Source organism: Pseudoalteromonas luteoviolacea, assembly GCF_001750165.1.
GTDB classification, from domain to species: Bacteria; Pseudomonadota; Gammaproteobacteria; order Enterobacterales; family Alteromonadaceae; genus Pseudoalteromonas; species Pseudoalteromonas luteoviolacea_G.
Map to the genome: position 1 here is coordinate 2,040,596 of NZ_CP015411.1, position 20,213 is coordinate 2,060,808.

18 protein-coding genes are annotated in these 20,213 nt (G+C 41.3%); 10 read left to right on the forward strand and 8 right to left on the reverse strand.

Going from position 1 to position 20,213, the window contains the following annotated elements; all coding sequences use genetic code 11:
* Window positions 1-7: 7 nt before the first annotated feature.
* Window positions 8-1,528: a tryptophan halogenase family protein gene (locus S4054249_RS08720; protein ID WP_046353993.1), complete on the forward strand. Its 1,521-nt coding sequence runs from the start codon at window positions 8-10 to the stop codon at window positions 1,526-1,528.
* A 63-nt stretch (window positions 1,529-1,591) separates the two neighbouring features.
* On the opposite strand, the gene S4054249_RS27290 is transcribed toward S4054249_RS08720, so the two are convergent.
* Window positions 1,592-1,720: a DUF6445 family protein gene (locus S4054249_RS27290; protein WP_430454557.1), complete on the reverse strand. Its 129-nt coding sequence runs from the start codon at window positions 1,718-1,720 to the stop codon at window positions 1,592-1,594.
* A 776-nt stretch (window positions 1,721-2,496) separates the two neighbouring features.
* On the opposite strand from S4054249_RS27290, the gene S4054249_RS08730 reads away from it, so the two are divergent.
* The 9 genes from S4054249_RS08730 to S4054249_RS08770 all read left to right on the forward strand — a co-directional run bounded on the left by S4054249_RS08730 (window position 2,497) and on the right by S4054249_RS08770 (window position 12,970).
* Entirely contained in the window at window positions 2,497-3,207 is a 711-nt protein-coding gene (locus S4054249_RS08730) for a SapC family protein (protein ID WP_046353991.1), read from the forward strand.
* 207 nt (window positions 3,208-3,414) lie between these two features.
* Window positions 3,415-4,404 carry an isoaspartyl peptidase/L-asparaginase family protein gene (locus S4054249_RS08735; RefSeq protein WP_230851913.1) on the forward strand — a complete coding sequence of 330 codons (990 nt, stop codon included), beginning with the start codon at window positions 3,415-3,417 and terminating at the stop codon, window positions 4,402-4,404.
* 88 nt (window positions 4,405-4,492) lie between these two features.
* On the forward strand, window positions 4,493-4,921 hold the full coding sequence (locus tag S4054249_RS08740; protein ID WP_046353989.1) for a CBS domain-containing protein: 429 nt from the start codon (window positions 4,493-4,495) through the stop codon (window positions 4,919-4,921).
* A 79-nt stretch (window positions 4,922-5,000) separates the two neighbouring features.
* Window positions 5,001-8,882 (forward strand): ATP-dependent RNA helicase HrpA, encoded by a 3,882-nt coding sequence (gene hrpA, locus S4054249_RS08745; protein WP_046353988.1) that lies wholly within the window; start codon window positions 5,001-5,003, stop codon window positions 8,880-8,882.
* Between the two features lie 85 nt (window positions 8,883-8,967).
* The gene (locus S4054249_RS08750; RefSeq protein WP_036977231.1) at window positions 8,968-9,351 is read left to right on the forward strand and encodes a response regulator; all 384 of its coding nucleotides are present in this window, start codon (window positions 8,968-8,970) and stop codon (window positions 9,349-9,351) included.
* A gap of 9 nt (window positions 9,352-9,360) precedes the next feature.
* Window positions 9,361-9,657 (forward strand): PilZ domain-containing protein, encoded by a 297-nt coding sequence (locus tag S4054249_RS08755; protein WP_046353987.1) that lies wholly within the window; start codon window positions 9,361-9,363, stop codon window positions 9,655-9,657.
* A 200-nt stretch (window positions 9,658-9,857) separates the two neighbouring features.
* Window positions 9,858-11,363 carry an ATP-binding protein gene (locus tag S4054249_RS08760; protein ID WP_046353986.1) on the forward strand — a complete coding sequence of 502 codons (1,506 nt, stop codon included), beginning with the start codon at window positions 9,858-9,860 and terminating at the stop codon, window positions 11,361-11,363.
* Window positions 11,364-11,449: 86 nt separating this feature from the next.
* Window positions 11,450-12,121: a response regulator gene (locus tag S4054249_RS08765; RefSeq protein WP_080928247.1), complete on the forward strand. Its 672-nt coding sequence runs from the start codon at window positions 11,450-11,452 to the stop codon at window positions 12,119-12,121.
* On the forward strand, window positions 12,122-12,970 hold the full coding sequence (locus S4054249_RS08770) for a hypothetical protein (protein ID WP_046353985.1): 849 nt from the start codon (window positions 12,122-12,124) through the stop codon (window positions 12,968-12,970).
* Between the two features lie 47 nt (window positions 12,971-13,017).
* On the opposite strand, the gene S4054249_RS08775 is transcribed toward S4054249_RS08770, so the two are convergent.
* From S4054249_RS08775 to S4054249_RS08805, 7 genes are all read right to left on the reverse strand, one after another.
* Complete coding sequence (locus S4054249_RS08775; protein WP_046353984.1) at window positions 13,018-13,875, reverse strand: Tim44 domain-containing protein; 858 nt, start codon at window positions 13,873-13,875, stop codon at window positions 13,018-13,020.
* A gap of 110 nt (window positions 13,876-13,985) precedes the next feature.
* On the reverse strand, window positions 13,986-14,714 hold the full coding sequence (locus tag S4054249_RS08780) for a DUF3379 family protein (RefSeq protein WP_046353983.1): 729 nt from the start codon (window positions 14,712-14,714) through the stop codon (window positions 13,986-13,988).
* Window positions 14,714-15,229 (reverse strand): sigma-70 family RNA polymerase sigma factor, encoded by a 516-nt coding sequence (locus tag S4054249_RS08785; protein ID WP_046353982.1) that lies wholly within the window; start codon window positions 15,227-15,229, stop codon window positions 14,714-14,716. Before S4054249_RS08785 ends, S4054249_RS08780 begins: the two co-directional genes overlap by 1 nt.
* A gap of 51 nt (window positions 15,230-15,280) precedes the next feature.
* The gene (locus S4054249_RS08790; RefSeq protein ID WP_046353981.1) at window positions 15,281-16,927 is read right to left on the reverse strand and encodes a BatD family protein; all 1,647 of its coding nucleotides are present in this window, start codon (window positions 16,925-16,927) and stop codon (window positions 15,281-15,283) included.
* The gene (locus S4054249_RS08795) at window positions 16,921-18,795 is read right to left on the reverse strand and encodes a VWA domain-containing protein (RefSeq protein ID WP_046353980.1); all 1,875 of its coding nucleotides are present in this window, start codon (window positions 18,793-18,795) and stop codon (window positions 16,921-16,923) included. The genes S4054249_RS08790 and S4054249_RS08795 overlap by 7 nt, the downstream gene beginning before the upstream one ends.
* A 1-nt stretch (window position 18,796) precedes the next feature.
* Window positions 18,797-19,783 carry a vWA domain-containing protein gene (locus tag S4054249_RS08800; RefSeq protein ID WP_046353979.1) on the reverse strand — a complete coding sequence of 329 codons (987 nt, stop codon included), beginning with the start codon at window positions 19,781-19,783 and terminating at the stop codon, window positions 18,797-18,799.
* Window positions 19,776-20,210, reverse strand: a complete 435-nt coding sequence (locus tag S4054249_RS08805; RefSeq protein WP_046353978.1) for a DUF4381 domain-containing protein — start codon at window positions 20,208-20,210, stop codon at window positions 19,776-19,778. The genes S4054249_RS08800 and S4054249_RS08805 overlap by 8 nt, the downstream gene beginning before the upstream one ends.
* Window positions 20,211-20,213: the final 3 nt, after the last annotated feature.

The window sequence follows — 20,213 nt, forward strand, 5'->3', positions numbered from 1 at the left end:
ATTTGTTATGATTAAAAAAATTGTTATTGTTGGTGGTGGCACGGCGGGCTGGTTGGCTGCGAACCACTTAGGCAAGCGTTTCTTTGGTTCTGAAACAGAAGTTAAATTAATTGAATCTGCCAATATCCCGACGATAGGTGTGGGCGAGGGCACGGTGCCAATGATGAGGCAAACGCTCGAATATTTTGGTATTGATGAAGGCGAATTTATCAAAGAATGTAATGTCGCTTTTAAGCAAGGTATCTCTTTTGAAAATTGGATGGCACCGAGCAATGGTAATATACATCAATATTATCACCCATTTGACTTTTTTAGTTCAGAACTTGGTTTAGTAAAAGCATGGCTAAACCAACAATCAAAAACGAATTTTGCTGACTTTGTTGGTTTTCAATCGACTCTTTGCGATCATAATTTATCTCCAAAGCTTATCACTCAACCTCAATATGATGGTGCTGCAAGTTATGCATATCATCTAGATGCAGGAGCATTTTCAGAGTTACTGAAAAATCATGCATTAAGTCAGTTAGGTGTGTTTCATCAATATAGTGACTTAGAAGAAGTTGTGATGTGTGATGATGGGGAAGTCGCACACTTAGTAACCGATGCTGGAATAGAAAAAGCCGACTTGTATATCGACTGTACAGGATTTAAATCTTTGCTGTTAGGCAAAGCAATGAAAGTTCCTTTTGTGCCTAAAGGTGATGTACTTTTTGCTGATAAAGCCCTTGCTGTGCAAGTGCCTTATGGCGAAAATGAGCAGATCCCTTCTTATACCCGTTCTACAGCACAATCAGCAGGGTGGATATGGGATATTGGTCTATATAACCGCAAAGGAATTGGTCATGTTTACTCTTCTCATCATACGACTCAAGAGCAGGCTTATGCTGAGTTAGAAAGTTACATTGGTACTGATTTAGATAAGTTGAATGTCAGAACAATTGATATGCATGTGGGTTATAGAAGCAAAGCTTGGAGCAAAAACTGCGTTGCACTTGGGCTATCTCAGGGGTTTGTAGAGCCACTGGAAGCCACTGGTTTGTTAGTCTTTGATGTGACTGCAAAAATGTTGGCGGAGACCTTGCCTACTAGCAAAGTTGCCTTCGATGTTGTTTCACCCCATTTTAATGATACAGTCACTAATATGTGGAACAAGGTGATAGATTTTATAAAGCTTCATTATTGCATTTCTGATAGAGAAGATAGTGCATTCTGGCTTGATAACAGAAATCCGGACTCAATCCCTGATTCATTAAAAGAGAAGCTTCAGCTTTGGCTCTATAAAGCCCCTACACATTATGATTTTAGTGGCAAATTTGATGTGTTTGATGTAGATAACTATCTCTACGTACTTTATGGGATGTCATATCCGACTAATGTTGAATCAAATCGCATTTCACCTGCTGAGACACAAAGGATGTCTGATGTAATTAGTACGATTAAGTATCAGCAGAAGCAGGCAATGGAATTGGCGTGTGATAACAAAACTTTACTTGAGAAAATCCGTCAATTTGGTGTTGCTAAGCAGTAATAATTAAACATCATAGGGGCTGTTTTAGCTCCTTATGAAAAGTTATATTTTACAGCCAGCGAATTATTGATTCACATTTGTGAACTTTATAAAGTAAGTTATGGTTAGTCTTCCATCACTAACAGTGGGTGTAGGAGTAGATTGAGGCTTTATACAAGTAGAATGTAAACTACTACTTGGAAAGGTAATAATGTCGTCAACATAGCTTCAAAGTACATTACGCTTATGTAGAGTAGATATGTGTCTCGGCTATCTGACTGCTTTTGGCTACAATGCAATGATAGTAGCTCTCAACTTGCAATTGGATTTAAGCCTCATTGTTTTGCGGCGTTGTTCTTTCATACCCTGCGACTTGTTTTGATAATAGCCAGTACTACCAACTCCCTCATCACGAAGATAATTGACGAGTGCGATTTAATTTGAGCTGTTAGTTCACTGTGAGGAATTGCCTGTCGCGGTGTGAGTTTGTGGCCATTAAATGTTACGAGCACATAATTAGCTTGCATCTTTTCGATATTGGAAAAATCAAAATCATATTTAGGATATGGGGCAGTAAAAAATGAAATGAGAAAACCACTCGGCAAAGTTCATTTAGGCCAATACTTTGATGCAATCTTTTTTCACTTTTCTAACTTTGCTGCCGTAGCCAATTTTATATACGTGGAAAGGGTGTTCAGAAGCGCTAACTTTGGCTATCTCGTTTTTCGTAATTATTATTTTTTTGATGTTTTTTGTTCTCTAAAAAACTACATGGTTGCGCATTTGCTTGTAAATCAATCAATGGTCGAGTGTTTTTTATGCCACCGTTTATTACTAAAAATACGCTGGAGACAAAGAACGAACAATTAACAAAAATTTTTTGTTAATAAATCAAAATTAAAGCTTTAATACTCTTTTCTTTTGTTTCCAAAACCTTTAGCCTTAAGGCCACTAAAAGTAATAATTACGAATTTGAATGGAGTAGTATTATGGCGGAGCAACAAGTGCAGCCTTTACACAACGAGAAGCATGCTAACCTTAAGGTACAAAATGGCATCAACGTTGATTTTCTTAAATCACAGCACCTAATCCCAGTTGTTGCGCATGAGTTTGCTCGTGTAGCAACAGAGTTTCCAATGGCGTTTGTTAAAAATACTGAATCAGGCCAGTTCCAAGCTGTTGCTCTTTTCGGTCTTGAGCCAGGAGAAAACCTTTATGTAAAAGATGGCAAATGGCAGGCAGGCTTTGCTCCTCTAGCTGCTGCTCGTTACCCGTTTGGTCTTGTTAAGCACCCTGAAGAAGATCAGTTCGGTATTGTTATTGACGAAGCAAGCCCGCTAGTTAGCGAAGAAGCTGGTAATGCGCTATTTGCTGATGGCAAAGAGACAGAATACCTACAAGCACGTAAAGAAGCGCTAGTAAACTATGTTGAGTTTGCTCGTGTTACTGAAGTATTCACTAAGTATCTTGCTGAAAAAGAGCTTCTTGTTCAGCAAACACTAACAGTAGAAATTGCTGGTGAGAAAAAAGACATCAATGGTATCTACCTTGTTGATGAGCGTAAGCTAAATGAACTAAGCGACGAAGAGTTTTTAGAACTACGTAAGCGTGGCTATTTAGCACCAATTTTCGCTTTCTTGACTTCAACTCACCAAGTTGCTCGTCTAGCGCGTTTAAAAGCACAATCTCAAGAAGCTTAATTTATTTTTAGCTTCATTGAAAAAAGCACCTTAGGGTGCTTTTTTTGTTTTTATATCTCAGTTTTCCTCAGTACTTAATACCTTTTGACGCATAATGTTGCAGATATGTTTTCTTGTGTTTATCTTGCTTTGTTACTTGAAAGAAGCACGAACAATTATAAGGAACTCAGGATGCGCATGTTAAAAACTCTTTCTGCCATAATCACAATGGTCACGGCTTTTCAATTGCCTGCACAAGAAAATCAAAATTTTGCAATCGCTATTCATGGTGGGGCTGGCACGATTGAAAAAAGTCGTTTTACGCCTGAGCAAGAAAAAGCCTATCGATTAAAGCTAAAAGAGGCCGTTGAAGCAGGGTATAAGGTATTAGACAAAGGCGGTGATAGTCTAGATGCAATCACCATTGCGATTAATATTTTAGAGGACTCTCCGTTTTTCAATGCAGGCAAAGGAGCTGTATATACTTATGACGGCCATCATGAGCTTGATGCGTCCATCATGGATGGTAAAAATCGGCAAGCAGGAGCAGTATCTGGTGTTATGCATGTTAAAAACCCCATAAATTTAGCAAGAGAAGTGATGGATAACTCAGTTCATGTCATGCTTAGTGGCAAAGGTGCAGAAACTTTTGCTAAGCAGCAAGGGCTTGAAGTGGTTCCTGCATCTTATTTTAATACACCGCATCGGCATGAAGCTTTATTACGAGCAAAAGAAAAACTAAAACAAAAAGAAAGTGGCACTAAAGGTTACCAAGCCTTGCACCAAGCACTTCCAGAGCAGTATAAGATGGGGACAGTTGGTGCTGTGGCACTCGATAAAAATGGGAATTTGGCTGCAGGAACCTCTACAGGGGGGATGACAGCAAAACGTTTTGGACGAGTAGGGGATTCACCTATCATAGGAGCAGGTACGTTTGCCGATAATAGTTCCTGTGCAGTGTCAGCGACAGGACATGGTGAGTATTTTATTCGCTATAATGTAGCAGCTGATATTTGCGCAAGAGTCGCCTATCAAAATAAAACGATAGAGCAAGCAGGGCAAGATGTTATTTTTGGCCCTATGCATAGAGATGGCGGCACAGGTGGGGTGATCATCGTCGATAAAGAAGGCAACATCAGTATGCCTTTTAATACTAAAGGGATGTATAGGGCGAGTAAATCTAACCGTTCTGCAACCTATGTAGGTATTTTTAAATAATCTCGTTCAATTGTTGATTCTTAGGCAAATTTTTCAGTGCCAGCTACTATTATATTGGTAGCTGGCATTTTATTTGGGGGAATAAACAATGCAATCAGTTAAAGTAGCAGATTATTGTAATCACAGACCAGTAACATTTAATTCAAATATGCGTATTGAAATGGCAGTTGAGAAGCTTTTGCAAAGCGGTCAGTCAGGTGGGCCTGTGTTAGATGATAACCACAAAGTCATTGGTTTTTTGTCAGAGCAAGATTGTATTAAAAAAATGCTGGAGGCAACATATCAAAATGAATCCCACAGTATCGTCTCAGATGTTATGAATACGCAACCTGTATGCGTAAGTCCCGATGACAGCATTTTACAAATAGCAGATAGGATGTCTAACGACAAACCTAAGTTGTATCCGGTTTGTGACGAAGATGGCCGGTTAGTCGGGGTAATTACGAGAGCACATGTTTTACTCGCTTTTGACAAACATTTGCACGATACCTACGAATCAGGCAACAGATTTGTTTAAAAACTTGTTTTTACTTGGGTAGATTACTCAGGTTTTGGTAAACTACGCGACGATTTTGGAATTTTCAAGGTGTCGTGTAGTGGACTTAAAGTCGTTGTATTCAGATATTCCTTTTTGCTTAAAGAAGGACCAGTTTTTATTTAGAAAACGTCTGCAAGGTGTTAAAAAAATAGCCGATGAGAAAAAGCAACAAAAAGTGGTTGCTCAGATCGGTGAGTCCATTGCGCGAAGCCAGCAGTTGAAGACCCAGCGTCAAGAGGGGCTACCTCAAGTTACCTATCCTGAATCCTTACCAGTAAGCCAGAAAAAAGAAGACATAAAGAAAGCGATTGCTGAGAATCAAGTGGTTATCGTAGCCGGTGAAACGGGCTCAGGCAAAACGACTCAATTACCAAAAATTTGTCTTGAGCTTGGCCGTGGTATCGATGGTTATATTGGTCATACGCAGCCCCGTCGACTTGCAGCTAGAAGTGTCGCCAATCGTATCGCAGAAGAGGTAGGTTGTCAGCTTGGTGAAGAGGTTGGTTTTAAAATCCGATTTAGTGATCAAGTTTCTGACAGAAGTTACGTTAAGCTGATGACAGATGGTATTTTACTGGCAGAAATTCAACAAGATAGATTTTTAAATCAATACGACACCATCATAATTGATGAAGCACACGAGCGAAGCCTTAATATCGACTTTATTCTGGGTTATCTGAAGAACTTACTTCCAAAGCGTCCAGATCTTAAAGTGATTATTACATCTGCAACCATTGATCCCGAGCGTTTTTCAAAGCACTTTAACGATGCTCCAATTATTGAAGTATCAGGAAGAACTTTCCCGGTTGAAGTACGCTATCGCCCCGTAATCGACGTGTCTGGTGAAGAAAGTGAAGCTGAAAATGACCAGCTACAGGGGATATTTGACGCAGTAGATGAACTGTGTGAAGCCGGCTCCGGTGATATTCTCATTTTCATGAATGGCGAGCGAGAAATCCGTGATACAGCTGATGCATTATCAAAGCGCAATTTAAAAGGCGTTGAAATTTTACCGTTGTTTGCGCGTTTATCTAATGCGGAGCAAAACCGAATATTTGCGGCGCACAGTCATCGTCGAATAGTGCTTGCTACTAACGTAGCTGAAACATCATTGACAGTTCCTGGTATTCGATATGTTATAGATCCAGGCACCGCACGTATAAGTCGTTATAGCTACCGAACAAAAGTACAACGTCTACCGATAGAAGCGGTTTCTCAAGCGAGTGCAAACCAGAGAATGGGCCGATGCGGCCGTGTCGCTGCGGGTATCTGTATTCGTCTGTACTCTGAGGAAGACTTCTTAGGGCGACCAGAATTTACTGATCCTGAGATCCTGCGTACCAATCTTGCATCAGTCATTTTGCAGATGCTTGCGCTTGGTCTTGGTGATATCGCAAAGTTCCCATTTGTTCAGGCGCCAGATAGTCGCAATATCAAAGATGGTATGGCGTTGCTTGAAGAGCTGGGAGCCGTTAAGCCTGCTTCGCGCAGAGAAAACGCCAAGTTGACTCAAGATGGTAGAAAGTTAAGCCGTTTACCTATTGATCCGCGTCTGGCAAAAATGGTGATGGCATCAGTACAACAAGGCGCTTTAAACGAAGTGATCGTTATTGCTGCGGCGCTCTCCATTCAAGACCCTAGAGAAAGGCCTCAAGAAAAGCGCGGAGCGGCAGATGAAAAGCATGGCCGCTTTGACGACCCAAATTCAGACTTTATGGCGTTTTTGAATCTGTGGCAATATTTAGAAGAGCAGCAAGAGGCGCTGTCGCGAAGCCAATTTAGAAAGCAATGTCAAAAAGACTTTTTGGCCTATATGCGGATCCGTGAATGGCAAGACATCGTTTACCAATTAAAAACAGTGTGCGACGAAATGGACTTTAAAGGTTCAGGCAACGAAGCAGGTTTTGATGCCATCCACCAATCTTTGCTGAGCGGCATGCTCAGTCATATTGGTATGAAAGACGAAAAGCAGCACTATAAAGGAGCAAGAAACAGTTTGTTCCATATTTTCCCAGGCTCTGCATTATTTAAGAAAAGTCCAAAATGGCTAATGTCGGCCGAGCTTGTTGAAACAAGTAAGCTTTATGCAAGGATCAATGCAAAAATTGACTTGGCATGGGTTGCTCCTTTGGCGCAACATTTGGTGAAGCGCAGTTACAGTGAGCCTCATTGGGAGAAAAAGCAAGGTGCAGTCATCGCGTTTGAACAACAAACGCTTTATGGTTTGACCATCGTTTCTAGAAAGCGCACTGTTTACAGCCAAATTGATCCAGTTATTAGCCGGGCGTTATTCATTAAAGAGGCGCTTATCGGCCAGCAGCTGGGACAAAAATCACAGTTCTTAGAATACAACCAGTCACTTGTTGACGAGATCCAATCATTAGAAAATAAAGCCAGACGCCGAGATATTTTGGTGGATGAGCAAGCAATGTTTGAATTCTATGACCAGCGCATTCCCAGTGATGTAAATAACCGAGCTACATTTAATCACTGGTTTAAAAAGCAAAGTGATAAACGTGTGTTGCATATGAGCAGAGAATCATTAATGCAACACGATGCTGACAAAGTCACCGCTTTTGATTATCCAGATATTTGGCAGCAAGGTAATTTGACGCTACCTCTTAATTATCATTTTGAACCTGGAAAAGCGGTTGACGGTGTGACCGTCAATATTCCTTTAGCCCTTTTGAATCAAGTTCAAAATGAAGGTTTTGATTGGCATATACCTGCGCTGAGGCATGAGTTGATCTGTGCACTCATTAAGAGCTTACCTAAGACTCTGCGCAGAAACTTTGTACCCGCACCTAACTATGCTGACGCGGTGTTAGCCTCGATTGAGCCACTGCAAGGGCCTTTGCTTGAATCTTTGGCGACTAGGTTGTTACGTATGACTGGTGTTAAAGTTAGTGAAACTGATTGGGATATAGGCTCGCTTGAAAACCACTTGAAGATGCAATTTGAAGTGGTCGATGATGCAGGAAAAGTGATTGCTCATGGTTTTGATTTAGATGCACTTAAAGAGAAGCTTCAGGGTAAAGTGTCTCAAACTTTATCTAAGGTGGCTGAAAAGGGCATTGAGCAAGAAGAGCTCACTGAGTGGGTTTTCGGCGAATTACCCAAAGAGTACACCAAAACACAGGGCGGTTATGAAATTAAGGCTTTTCCAGCACTGGTTGATAAAAAAGACAGTACCGCGATAACGTTATTTGACCACCCTGAGAAAGCTGCTCAAGCACACCGTTTAGGCCTGCGTAGACTGGTACTGCTCAATATCCCTTCACCGGTTAAATATTTGCAACAACACCTACCTAACAAAGCGAAGTTAGGTTTGTATTTCAATCCATTTGGTAAAATTCATGATTTGATTTCAGATTGCACAGCGGCTGGAGTAGATAGCTTGCTTAAACAGTTTGATACCGTTAGAGATGAAGCCGAATTTGAGCGCGCGAAAGAGTTTATTCGCGGTGAACTTGGCGATAAAGTGGTGCAAATTGCTTCGCAAGTTGAGCAAGTACTAAGTATCGCACACAGTGTGAATAAGCGTATGAAAGGGCGTGTAGATTTGACTATGATAACCGCACATGGTGATATCAAATCTCAGCTTGAATCACTGATATTCAGAGGGTTTGTCAGTGAGCACGGTGCTGATAAAATTACAGATTTATTGCGTTATTTGAAAGCAATTGAAAAGCGGTTAGAAAAATTACCTGTTGATCCTAACCGAGATCGTTTATGCGTACTAGAGTTAGAAAAGGTAAGTGAGCTTTATGCGCAAAAGTGTAATAAGGTACCAAAGGGCATGCCTGTACCTGAAAATCTAGCACATATTTTTTGGATGATTCAGGAACTAAGAGTGTCATTATTCGCTCAAACATTAGGTACGCCTTATCCGATTTCATCTAAGCGTGTTACGAATGCACTAAATGAATTGGATTTATAGGAATTGACTTGCATTTTGCTTTGAGCCAATTACCTTAATAAGAGGATATAAATTTTTGGATTGTGATAAGGAAGCGACATTGACTATGTCCACGCAGCAAAGACGGAGTAGAACACCGCATGTGCTAGTTGTTGATGATGAGTACTTTAACTACGAGATGTTGTCGATGGCTTTGTCGGATGCGTTTAAATTCAGTTATGCAGAATCTGGGATCAGTTGCTTGTCAAATGCAATAGCTGATCCACCAGACGTTATTTTATTGGACGTTTGCATGCCTGGTTTAGACGGGTATGACACTTGCCGCATGTTGAAAAATACACCCGAAACCAAAGATATACCGGTAATGATGGTCTCAGGTTTGGAATCTGAGCAAGAAAAACAAGCAGGATATGAAGCGGGTTGTGATGAATATGTTGTTAAACCATTTGCCATGCAATCGCTTTTGGAAAAAATAAAAAATATGGTCTAGGAGCTCACTATGATCCATGAAGATAAACGTCGCTTTATGCGCATGATGGTCAATGCGCAGGCTGAGGTTACAGTTAGTCAATCTGGAGAAAAATTTCTTGGTACATGTCAGGATCTCAGTGCGACAGGCTTGTCGGTAGAGATTGAACAGCCGCTTGAAGTTGGTGAGCTGGTAACTGTATTCATTAACAGCAAAAGTACCACTATCCCGCCTTTTAATGCCAGTGCTAAAGTTGTTCGATGTAGTAGCGATGAAAATGCAACTGACAGATATGTTGTAGGTCTAGAAATCGTCCAATTTAATTAGTCACTGTTACAATTAATACGAAGGCAACGATTTGTCTTCGTATCTCTAACTTCCACGGTTTTTGCACAATCTTATCCGATACTACTTGTAGTAAATTAGAAACATATCTTTTATATATACTGATGTGATCTTTATTGATATAGGTTGGCATTAGTTTTGGCGATAGTGATAACCGCATCTTTGACTTTTATGGAGTTTCAATGAAGTTAACCCTAAGAAGAAAGCTGCTTGCGATTTTGTTGTTAGTAAATGCAGTGCTTATATCTGCGGTGTATTATGCAAATCAGCTCGCTTTTGAAAAGAGTTTCAAAGAATATTTGCAAAATAGCAGCCGAGCTAAATTGACCGCGTTATTGCCAACTATCAGAGAAAACTTTGACAAGTATGGTCAAGATTGGATGACTAGACGAAGCCCGCATTGGACAAGGTTAGTTGGTGAATATCACGGGCGCTCTCAGGCTGAAATAGATGAAATGGTAAAACGTCCATCTCGACGCGGGCCACCAAGACATCACAGGCCGGAAAGTAGTTCACCAAATACAGATGCGAAGCCACCAGAGCGAAGAGCAGGAAGAGAAGAACGTCCCCCAAGGCACATGCGTGGGGCGCAGTCTCGATTGGTGTTCAAGTCCGCTACCGGTGAATTACTAAAAGGTAGAAAAGATAGCAAAAACACGACGCTTTGGGTTGAAGTGTATCAAAGCGATGATAACACTGGACAACTTCTTGGCTTTATAGGGCTTGAAAATGGGCTTGAAATTAGTAACTCGTTAGACTCATTGTTTGCAAGCAGGCAGCAACACTGGTTTTTAGGCATAGCGGTTATAGCTATGTTGGTAAGTAGCTTATTGGCAATCCCTTTCAGCCGCTTTTTGGTTGCGCCAGTCTTGTCACTCAGGGCTGCGGCGAAAAAGATAGCTGCTGGTAATTATGAGCCGCCATTTAAATCATTCAGTAAAGACGAACTAGGGTTACTGGCGAAAGATTTGAATACATTAGCAATCACGTTGGCAGACAATCTGCAATCTCGTCAACAATGGATAGCCGATATTTCGCATGAATTAAGAACACCAATTGCTGTTTTTAAGGCCGAACTTGAAGGCATGATCGATGGCATTATCGAGTCTGATGAGGCGCAATTGCATTCGCTTTATGATGAGATTAATCGATTAACAAAGTTAGTTGATGATTTGCATCAGCTCTCTATGTCAGATAGAGGCTCACTTAGTTACCATATGCAAGAATGTGATATCACAGAGATCATTGGGCATACATTTGATTCGCATTTAGCTACACTGAAAAGCAAGCATTTTGAGTGGACCATTGAAGGCCAACCTGGAACGATGCTTTATTGTGACGAGGCAAGGTTGCTGCAACTATTTGGCAATTTTATGCAAAATACATTACGTTACACAGATTCAAGTGAAACATTACCGGGCAAGATAAGGGTGCTGATCACCATGCAAAAGGACCAAGTGCTGATCCGTTGGCAAGATAGTAGCCCTAGTGTAGAGCCCGAATTATTGCCCAAGTTGTTTGATAGGCTTTATCGCGTTGATAAAGCTCGGGATCGGGCATCTGGAGGCTCTGGTCTTGGCCTCGCAATTTGTGCAAGCATAGTGCAAGCGCACAGCGGAACAATAACTGCTACCGCAAGTGAGTTGTGCGGCGTAAGTGTTGATGTGACATTACCAGTAACAAAATAAATTAACGTCGAATTAGGTTCATGGCACTATATATCATAATGATTGAAACCTGGCGCGCTAAAAAGTAAAACGACTAAGGTATTAAAATGATTAAGCAGAAAGTCCTTATCATTGAAGATGAAGAGAAGCTTGCCATAATTTTAGGTAAATATTTGGAACAAGCAGGCTATGAGTTTGATATCGTGATGGATGGTGCTGATGCGCTCAGCAAAGTACGAACGTATGGACCAGACATTATTCTCTTAGATTTGATGCTGCCATCTGTTGATGGCATTGAAATTTGTACACAAGTCCGTAAAGACTCTGAAGTGCCAATCATAATGACCACAGCGAAGGTTGAAGAAATAGATCGCTTACTAGGCTTAGAAGTCGGCGCGGATGACTATGTTTGCAAGCCATACAGTCCAAAAGAAGTGGTTGCAAGGGTTAAGGCCATATTGAGACGTACAAACAACAGCTTGCCGATTCAAACGGGTTTGATACTTGATGAAGAGACGTTGTTCGTAAATTACAATGGACAACGCACTGATTTAACGCATGTTGAGTTCATGTTGCTACAAACCATGTTTAGGCATCCTGGACGTGTTTATAATCGAGCAAGGCTAATGGATTCAATTTATGACGATGATCGCGTTGTAAGTGATAGAACGATTGATAGCCATATAAAAAAAATAAGGAAAAAACTTCAAGATATAGCACCAGAAAGTGAGTTTATTCATTCGATATATGGTGTTGGCTATAAATTTGAAGTGATGTAAATGGGAAAGGTTGAACTTTGGCAGCAGTTGTTCTGCGAAGAACATCAGTTGCCAATACATTATATTTACCAGTCTGATAAAGCCCTATCGTGGTTTAAAAAAACCACTTTAGAGCAACCTAAGCCTCTATGTGTTGCTGTGAGTGGCTGTCAAGGTAGTGGGAAGTCGACCCTTTCAGCTTATTTTGTTGCTTATCTCAAAAGCCAAGGAGTTTTAGCTGAGTCTGTATCCATCGACGATTTTTATTATAGTAAAGCGAAGCGGTTGGCTTTATCCAAGCAGTTCTCATCACCATTTTCGACTCGTGGTGCACCAGGGACACATGATATTGAACAAGCAATTGCTGTTATTAATTACTTCAAGCAAGGCAAAACTTTCGTTTTACCTAGATTTGATAAAGCGTCTGATGAACCTTACCCTGAGAGTAAATGGACTCTAGTCAATTCTAAACTCGATGTATTGGTGGTTGAAGGCTGGTGCTTAGGATTGCCACAGCAATCAGAAGCGCAGCTCAACGAGAGTTGTAATAGTTTTGAAGCGCAAATAGACCCAAAGAATTTGTATCGCTCACAAGTGAATACCTTTCTCCAGACTGATTATCAACGATTATTTCGATTGTTTGATAAGTTGGTATTTTTGAATGGGCAAACCTTTGAGTGTGTTTTTCGGTGGCGTTTAGAGCAAGAACAGAAACTAATCGCACGCTGTGGCAAAGGGATGAGCGAGCCACAGGTAGAAGCCTTTATTCAGCCATTTCAACGACTGACGGAGTGGGGGATCAAAGTGTTACCCCAGATATGTGATTTGGAGATAGTGCTGAATAAAGACAGGGAATTTTGTATAAAATAGAATATGCATGAAAAAGGGCTCCTTAGAGCCCTTTTTATTTTATGCGGTTAGCTTTCAATTAGATCTTCTACACCAACGATTAGCCAAGGTGCATCACCTTGATTTTTACGCTCTAAGTGCCAGATTTCATGAATTGGTTCTTCTTGCATATCGCCTTGGTCGCGGTATTTACCGCGGAACATAACGCTTATTTCCCATTTTTCTGCGCTTACATCTGCACGAGCAAGTTCTGCATCAACAAACATAACCTCAGTTGCTACGTCGCCTTGTTGTTCACGCTCTTGGCGGAACTCTTCGACAAGCTCAGGGCTAAGGTATTCAGACATTGTCGCATAGTCTTTTTTGTTCCATGCTGTTTGAATAGTTTGATAATGTGAACGAGCGCCTTGAAGGAAGCCGTTTACATCGAAGTCTCGAGGTAAGTTAAATGGTACATCTTGCTGTGTACCAAAGCCGCCAGCAGTTTGGTTAGCCTGAAACTGTTGAGGCTGAGAGAAAGGCTGATTTTGCTGCTGAGCAAAATTTGGCGCGCCAGCCATTTGCGGCTGTTGCTTTTTGCGTATAAAGCCCATGATCACCTTGAACAATATAAACGCTGCGATAGCGAAAAGAATCATTTCAAGAAACTGGAAGCCTTCAAAGTCATCACCCATCATTGCTGCTATTAGACCACCAGCTAAAAGGCCACCTAACACGCCAGCCATAATGCCTTTTTTGCTTGATTTTTTCTTTGCACCTTGTTGTGCAGCCAGTGATTTAGTATCCACTTGCTTCTTTTGCTGCACAGTCGAAGTTTGATGTGTTTTACCTTTTTTCTTGCCGCCAAACTTTTTACGCGCTTCAGCGTCAAAAGCAGTTGCAAACAACATTGAAACGATAGTCAATAAAACAAAAAATTGTTTCATGGTTTTCCTCTAAGTTTAAATACTGAGACACATTCTAATGAAATTAAAAAAGAAATTGAACTGAAATAGGATGTTTATGGGAACAAATAGGGCGCTTTTTGCGCCCTATTTTATAGCCATTGTAAGGAGTTGTTGACTTCACCTTGGTAGTCTTCGAGTGGTGTACCTAGCTTTGCCACCAAAATCGTGTCTGCGTTAGCGCCTTTACTAATAGAACCACTGAAGCGACTATCACTAAACAGAGTATCGCCTTGGCGATAGTCGTTTCTTTCACTTGGGACAATAAATACAGTCATTGGTCCATGATCAGATTGGAAAATTAAATGCAAGCTCCGTTGGCCTTTAAAATTGCAGAATGTTGCATAGGTGATTTTTCCAGGTAAAGATACAAACTTAGCGCCTAACATCGCTAGTTTTTCGTTTACTACCTGAAGGTTAACTTCTTTGTTCAAGGTTAACGCACTTTCTTCGTAATAAACATGTTCAAGCGCATGCTCTCCAGCATACAGTGGTGCGTGTACTGCAGTGCTAAAATACACCATAACAGCTAATGCAACAGATGCAGCTGAGGCAATGGGCACAGTAAAGCGTTTATACCAAGCCAGTTTTACCACGTTGTCGGAAGAGTGAGTTTTCGTGTCTTGGTCGTGCATGTTTGCAAGTAATTTAGCTTGCAAGCCATCTGGCACAGGTACATTTAACGCATCGCCTATCATGTCATCAAAATCTTGCACTTCGTCAACTAAGCGCTTTTTAGCTGGATCTTGCTTAGCTTCATTTACTAATTGCTCATCGCTTGGATCGGCGAACAGGCGACGGCGAAATTCTAAATCATCCATCAGTTTGATGCCCCCTTTGCTGATTCGTTCACGTTAGTTAATGCCTCTTTTAGCTGATTTCTCGCTCTATATAATCTGGTCATTACTGTGTTTTTATTTAACTCTAAAATTTCGGCAATTTCATCACCAGAGCAACCCATAACTACTTGAAGTAGTAAAGGCTCTCTATACTCAGGAGCTAACTGACTGATCTGTCTTTGCACAACAGTTTGCTCCATTTCATCATCCAATGCTGTACTTTTAGTGTCGACAATTGTGTCGTTTTCTACATCAGCATAGTCAAATTGTTTGCGTTCAAAACGACGGGCGTTCTCTCGTCGTAATATGGTTAATAACCAAGATTTGGCGGCTTTTTCATCCTGCAGTGCATCTAGTGAGCGCCATGCACGTAGGAATGTTTCCTGAACCAAATCTTCTGCAATGGTAGGGTCCTGACATAACCAGTAAGCAAAGCGATATAGCTCTGTATGGTAAACCTGAACCAAAGATTCGTAACGTTTTTGTTTTTGGGTCATGCTAACTAGACCTTGCCTTTAGCAATATTATTTCACTTTTCGCCATATTTTTTAGTAAAGCGTCTCTAGGTGAATCTTAGCGTCTGATTTTGAACGCTTTTTAATTTTATTCATATAATTGTATAGCGTTACGAGTTCAACTTGCTGTTTATTTGAACTATAAAGGGATGCTTGCAACTTTGCAATTTCTTCCCTAATTTCGGTTGGTTGTTGGCTAAGCCACGCTTTCAGTGATTGTTGATACTCGAGCTCAACATAAGCACGCAATAGCGTATAAAATTGTCTGAGGTCATTCTGCTTTGCTACCTTTCCTAATAGTTTTAGCTTCGTCTGTGCATCAGTAGTAACCGTTGCTTGATCATTTGTAGATGAAGTCTGTAGTGGTGCTGGTGACTTTTTAAACAAAAAAGTCAGAAGCGTAGCTAACCAAAGTACATACCCCAAACACATTATCAACCAGTCTAACCAAGACTTTTCTGAGTCTTTGTAGATGATCGTTGGCTCTGGTTCAGAGGGGGGGGCCACAGGCTGAGTGATGGCATTAGTTTGCGGCTGGACTACTGGCTGTTGTGGCTGATTTGGGTCTGCGATAACTTCTATAGTTCGCGCAGGCAAAGTAGCATACTGAATGCGGTTTATCACAGTGTTAAACCATGGAAGCTGTATTTCGGGTAGCGTATATTTACCAGGCTTTTGGGGGAGTAGGGCATAGGATGCAACCATTTGTGAAATAACGCGCCCATCTCTAGCCATCTGATTTCTGTCTGTTTCATCTGGGTAAATTCTAAAGCCATCTACACTGGGAATATCTAGGTCTGGCATCTGCTCCTTAGTAATACCGAGTGCAGTAAGTGTAAAAGTTCTGGTAATTGGTGAACCGACAATTACTTGTTTATCTTCTGGTTGCCATTCTTCGGCTAGGTTGACCAACTCACTAGGTAACCATGCGCCTCTGTAATCGTCTGGGATTGGCTTGACTTCAATATCAATTGCATCTCCCACTGCACTCACAGCCATTCGGCGATAGCCTTCACGAACTTGGCCATTAAAAATTGGACCTTCAATAGTGAAGCTACCACTTTTTTGCGGTTGAACAAGGTATTTCCTAGTTATCACTCGATAGCGGCGGCCATCGAGTACTTCATAGCTCTCTTCCTGCTGACCCATAGGGGTAATAGAACCCTCATCCATCATAGGCTGAGTCATTTGGGCATCAAGCAAATCTTTGCCAATAAACAACTTTACAGTATATAGAGCTGCCTGTTGCACATATAAGGATTCTGGCGACAGCTCAGTAGTGACGAAAACATCTTTTTGTTGGCTCTCATCAGATTCCCTAGCTACAACGCGTAAATTAATTGGTTGAGATTTTGTTCCAGAAATATCGAATGCGGGAATAGTGAACTCTCCAGCACTTCGAGACATGACTTGCATTTGCCAGCTTGTTGCACTGCTCATACTGCCATTAACTATTTGGGTACGAGAGCTGGTACTAATCGGTCCAGTCACAAAGTTTTTTGAAATTGCTGAGGTATCAGGCATTTGACCTGATACCTTACCATTAGCTTCGATGGTTAAAGTAAAGTATTCCCCAACCAATACAGGGTTTTTATCGACACTGGCTGTGAGTCTGTCTATGGCCAAAGCGGGCAGCGCGACAGCGAATAAAATAAAACAGAAAGCAAATCGCATTACCATGATTTTTCAGCTCCTACTGGTTGTCTTTGTTGTTGTCTTTGTCGTGATTCCAAAAGCATTTTATTTTTCAATAAAATCGCAGGGTCATCTGGCACTCTTCGAAGTAGCTGGTCCAATTGTTGTGCTTTTTCCTTCTCCTCCGGTGTGAGCTCTCTCATTTCAGATTGTGCCATTTGCTGCGACTGCTCGTTATCTGATAACTCACTTTGTGGCGTTTGCTGTGATTGCGCTTGTTGCGACTGTTCCTTTTCTTGCTCGCCTTCTTCATCCGATTTTTTATTTGCTAACTCAGGCTTATTCTGGTTATCAGATTGCTCGTCACTTTTAGATTGCTCTGACTGTTCAGAGTTTTCTTGCTCAGATTCATCTCCTTGCTCATTTTGAGATTGACTCTGTTGTTCAGTTTGATCTGATTGCTCTTGGTTTTCACCTTCACCTTGTTGTTGATCGTTTTGCTGCTCAGAAGATTGCTCTTGGTTATTTTGATCTTGGTTATTTTTCTCCTGATTTTGTTGAGACTGCTGATCTTTCAACTGCTCTACTAACTCTTTGTTTTCTTGAGCTTGTGTAAGGGTAGGGTCTTTTCTCAAAGCATTCTCATATGCATCTGCAGCTTCATCGAGCTTGCCCAATTGTGCTAATGCGTTGCCAAGGTTGTATTGACCAATCGCAGTATCGGTGTTTTGCAATGTCTTAACAGCTTGTTCGTATTGTCCTTGTTTGTACTGAGCTGCGCCACGCAATGTCGCATTCTGTGCTGCACTGGCCTGATCGAAGTTTTCATCTTGATAAGCTGACATCGCATTTTGATCTGTGTTTTTGAACCAAGATTGCCAATCAGCAGCATAGCTAGGTGAGCTTGGCACAAAAGATACAATGCAGATTACCAACGCCACTGCATTGTTACGAAATGCCAACAGCGCAAGAGGAATAATTGCAAATAGTAGGTACTGACCTGCATCAACACGCCAGAGTGTTTCATTTGGCTCATTGGAAGATTCAATGTCCTGCGTATTCTCGATCGCGAAGGTTTCTATATCTGAATTATCCGGTGAGTAAGTAGCATACTTGCCCCCTAATCTCTGAGCTAAAGAGCGTAATCTATCGGCATAAAGCTTAGGTACAACGATTTGCCCGTATCTATCTTTTAAGAATCCACCTTCAGGTACACTGATAGGAGCACCTTGGGCGGTGCCAACGCCATAAACATGTAATCGATACCCAGATCCGCTGAGCATATTCTGAATATCTTGCGCATCTTCTAGTTCAATTTCATCTGTAATTAAAATAATCTCACCTGAAGGGTAACCAGCCTGTTCGAGAAGTGTTTTTGCTTGGTCAATACCTGCAAGTACGTTTGCACCTTTGCCTGGCATGATGTCTGGGCTAATACTTGGAACTAGGTTTTCAAGGGTATTGATGTCGCTTGTGAGAGGCGACACAATAAAGGCATCCTGAGCGTAAGCTACCAAAGCTGTATCGCCTTCACGGAACTGCTGCAACATATCCAGTGTTTTAAATCTTGCTTGTGTGAGCCTATTTGGAGCAATGTCGGTTGAATACATGGAGTAAGACATGTCCATGACTAGCACTCTAGCTTGTTTTGCCGAAAAGACGGGAACACTTTGCTTTTCAATACTTGGTCCAGATGCGGCCAATATTCCAAGTAACAGAATCAGGCTAGTTAACCAAGAAGAATGATTTGATTTGCTCTGTTTACCTTCGGTTAAAACTATTTTGGCCAAATGCGGCGCAATTAATTGCGATTGTTTATTGCTGGATTTTTTGTACCACTGCAAAACACAAATGATGGTCCAAGGTATTAATAACCAGAGCAGCTCTGGTCTAATAAATTGAAATTCGGTCATATTAATTACCTTGCCTCCACTGCATTACAAAGCGAATAAGTAGTGCCAAACTCCATACTGCGAGGGCTACTAGCAGTGGGATATAAAATAGCGCGATTTTAGGGCGGAATGTTTCATCTTCTGCTGAGATGGGCTCTAGGTTATCTAATTCAGAGTAAATTTGTTGAAGGCCTTGCACATCTTTTGCGCGGAAATAGCGACCACCTGTTTCTGTGGCAATATGGGTCAGTGTTTGCTCATCGATACTCGCACCTGACATCCCGCCGAGCGAGAAGAAACCCCTGCCTCTGCGTCCATCTGAGCCAACACCGATTGTGTATACTTTTATCCCTTCTTCTCTGGCTAAAATTAATGCTTCTTCTGGTTGCAGGTTACCCGCCGTATTTTGGCCATCTGTCAGCAGTATTAGAATACGGTTACTTTCTTCTTTTTGATTGAAGCGTTTTACAGCAAGACCTAATGCGTCGCCGATAGCTGTGGCTCTGCCCACTAAACCAATTTGCGACTCCTGCAACATTTGGCTTACAGTGTTGATGTCTTTGGTTAAAGGTGTTTGTAAAAAAGCAGTATCAGCGAATAAAATCAGACCGAGTCTATCGCCTTGCCTCTGTTCAATAAAGTCACCTAGTACCGCTTTGACAACGGATAACCTATCTATATAACGGCCGTTATATTCCATGTCTTCTTCAGCCATCGAATGAGAGAGATCCACCGCCATCATGATATCTCTGCCTTCACTTGGCAAAGTAATAGGGTCATCCAACCATGTCGGATTACTCAAAGCAGTAATCAACAGCAACCAAATGAGCATTTCCAACCAATTTTTTTTGTGAGATAGGGCCTGCTCTTGTGTTCCCATACCACCCAAAATGGCATAACTTGGCATTCGGATTTTTTGTTGGGCCTGTAATGCAACAGGTTTTACTTTTGCGATAATCCAAGGTAGTGGAAGCAACAAAAAAGCTAAGGGCCACTCAAATTCAAACATCTAAGCACTCCTTAGTTTTAAACGTCTTAATTGCCATCATAAGCTGTTCAACATGTTCATTTTGATTATCCGGTTTATAAAAGGATGTAATATCTTGCTCTTTGAATTGTGCTTTTGAAATGGCATTTAATGTCTGACACCAAGCTGCGCTCGACTGAGAGGCGACTGATGCACCGTAGTAGTGTTTAGTGAGTCTTTTTACTATGCCATGCAATGCAAGGGCGTCTTGCTGGTGTTGCTGGCTTAATTTTATCGCCTCTCTTTTAGCAGCGCCAAATTGCCAGTTTTTATATAGCCAAACAGTCAAGGCTATTAGCAAAATAATAGAAACGCAAATGAGTGCCCACATTGGCATTGATAAAGGCCACCAACTCACTTGCTCTGGTGGCATCACATCATGGAGGGCATCTAATGGAGATTGAGTCATAAC

Coding starts and splice junctions, on each gene's coding strand:
- S4054249_RS08765 (WP_080928247.1), top strand. CDS start 11,450: ATGATTAAGCAGAAAGTCCTTATCATTGAAGATGAAGAGAAGCTTGCC.
- S4054249_RS08795 (WP_046353980.1), bottom strand. CDS start 18,795: ATGACCGAATTTCAATTTATTAGACCAGAGCTGCTCTGGTTATTAATA.
- S4054249_RS08770 (WP_046353985.1), top strand. CDS start 12,122: ATGGGAAAGGTTGAACTTTGGCAGCAGTTGTTCTGCGAAGAACATCAG.
- S4054249_RS08785 (WP_046353982.1), bottom strand. CDS start 15,229: ATGACCCAAAAACAAAAACGTTACGAATCTTTGGTTCAGGTTTACCAT.
- S4054249_RS08720 (WP_046353993.1), top strand. CDS start 8: ATGATTAAAAAAATTGTTATTGTTGGTGGTGGCACGGCGGGCTGGTTG.
- S4054249_RS08775 (WP_046353984.1), bottom strand. CDS start 13,875: ATGAAACAATTTTTTGTTTTATTGACTATCGTTTCAATGTTGTTTGCA.
- S4054249_RS08755 (WP_046353987.1), top strand. CDS start 9,361: ATGATCCATGAAGATAAACGTCGCTTTATGCGCATGATGGTCAATGCG.
- S4054249_RS08790 (WP_046353981.1), bottom strand. CDS start 16,927: ATGGTAATGCGATTTGCTTTCTGTTTTATTTTATTCGCTGTCGCGCTG.
- S4054249_RS08760 (WP_046353986.1), top strand. CDS start 9,858: ATGAAGTTAACCCTAAGAAGAAAGCTGCTTGCGATTTTGTTGTTAGTA.
- S4054249_RS08735 (WP_230851913.1), top strand. CDS start 3,415: ATGGTCACGGCTTTTCAATTGCCTGCACAAGAAAATCAAAATTTTGCA.
- S4054249_RS08805 (WP_046353978.1), bottom strand. CDS start 20,210: ATGACTCAATCTCCATTAGATGCCCTCCATGATGTGATGCCACCAGAG.
- S4054249_RS08750 (WP_036977231.1), top strand. CDS start 8,968: ATGTCCACGCAGCAAAGACGGAGTAGAACACCGCATGTGCTAGTTGTT.
- S4054249_RS08780 (WP_046353983.1), bottom strand. CDS start 14,714: ATGGATGATTTAGAATTTCGCCGTCGCCTGTTCGCCGATCCAAGCGAT.
- S4054249_RS08800 (WP_046353979.1), bottom strand. CDS start 19,783: ATGTTTGAATTTGAGTGGCCCTTAGCTTTTTTGTTGCTTCCACTACCT.
- S4054249_RS08730 (WP_046353991.1), top strand. CDS start 2,497: ATGGCGGAGCAACAAGTGCAGCCTTTACACAACGAGAAGCATGCTAAC.
- S4054249_RS08740 (WP_046353989.1), top strand. CDS start 4,493: ATGCAATCAGTTAAAGTAGCAGATTATTGTAATCACAGACCAGTAACA.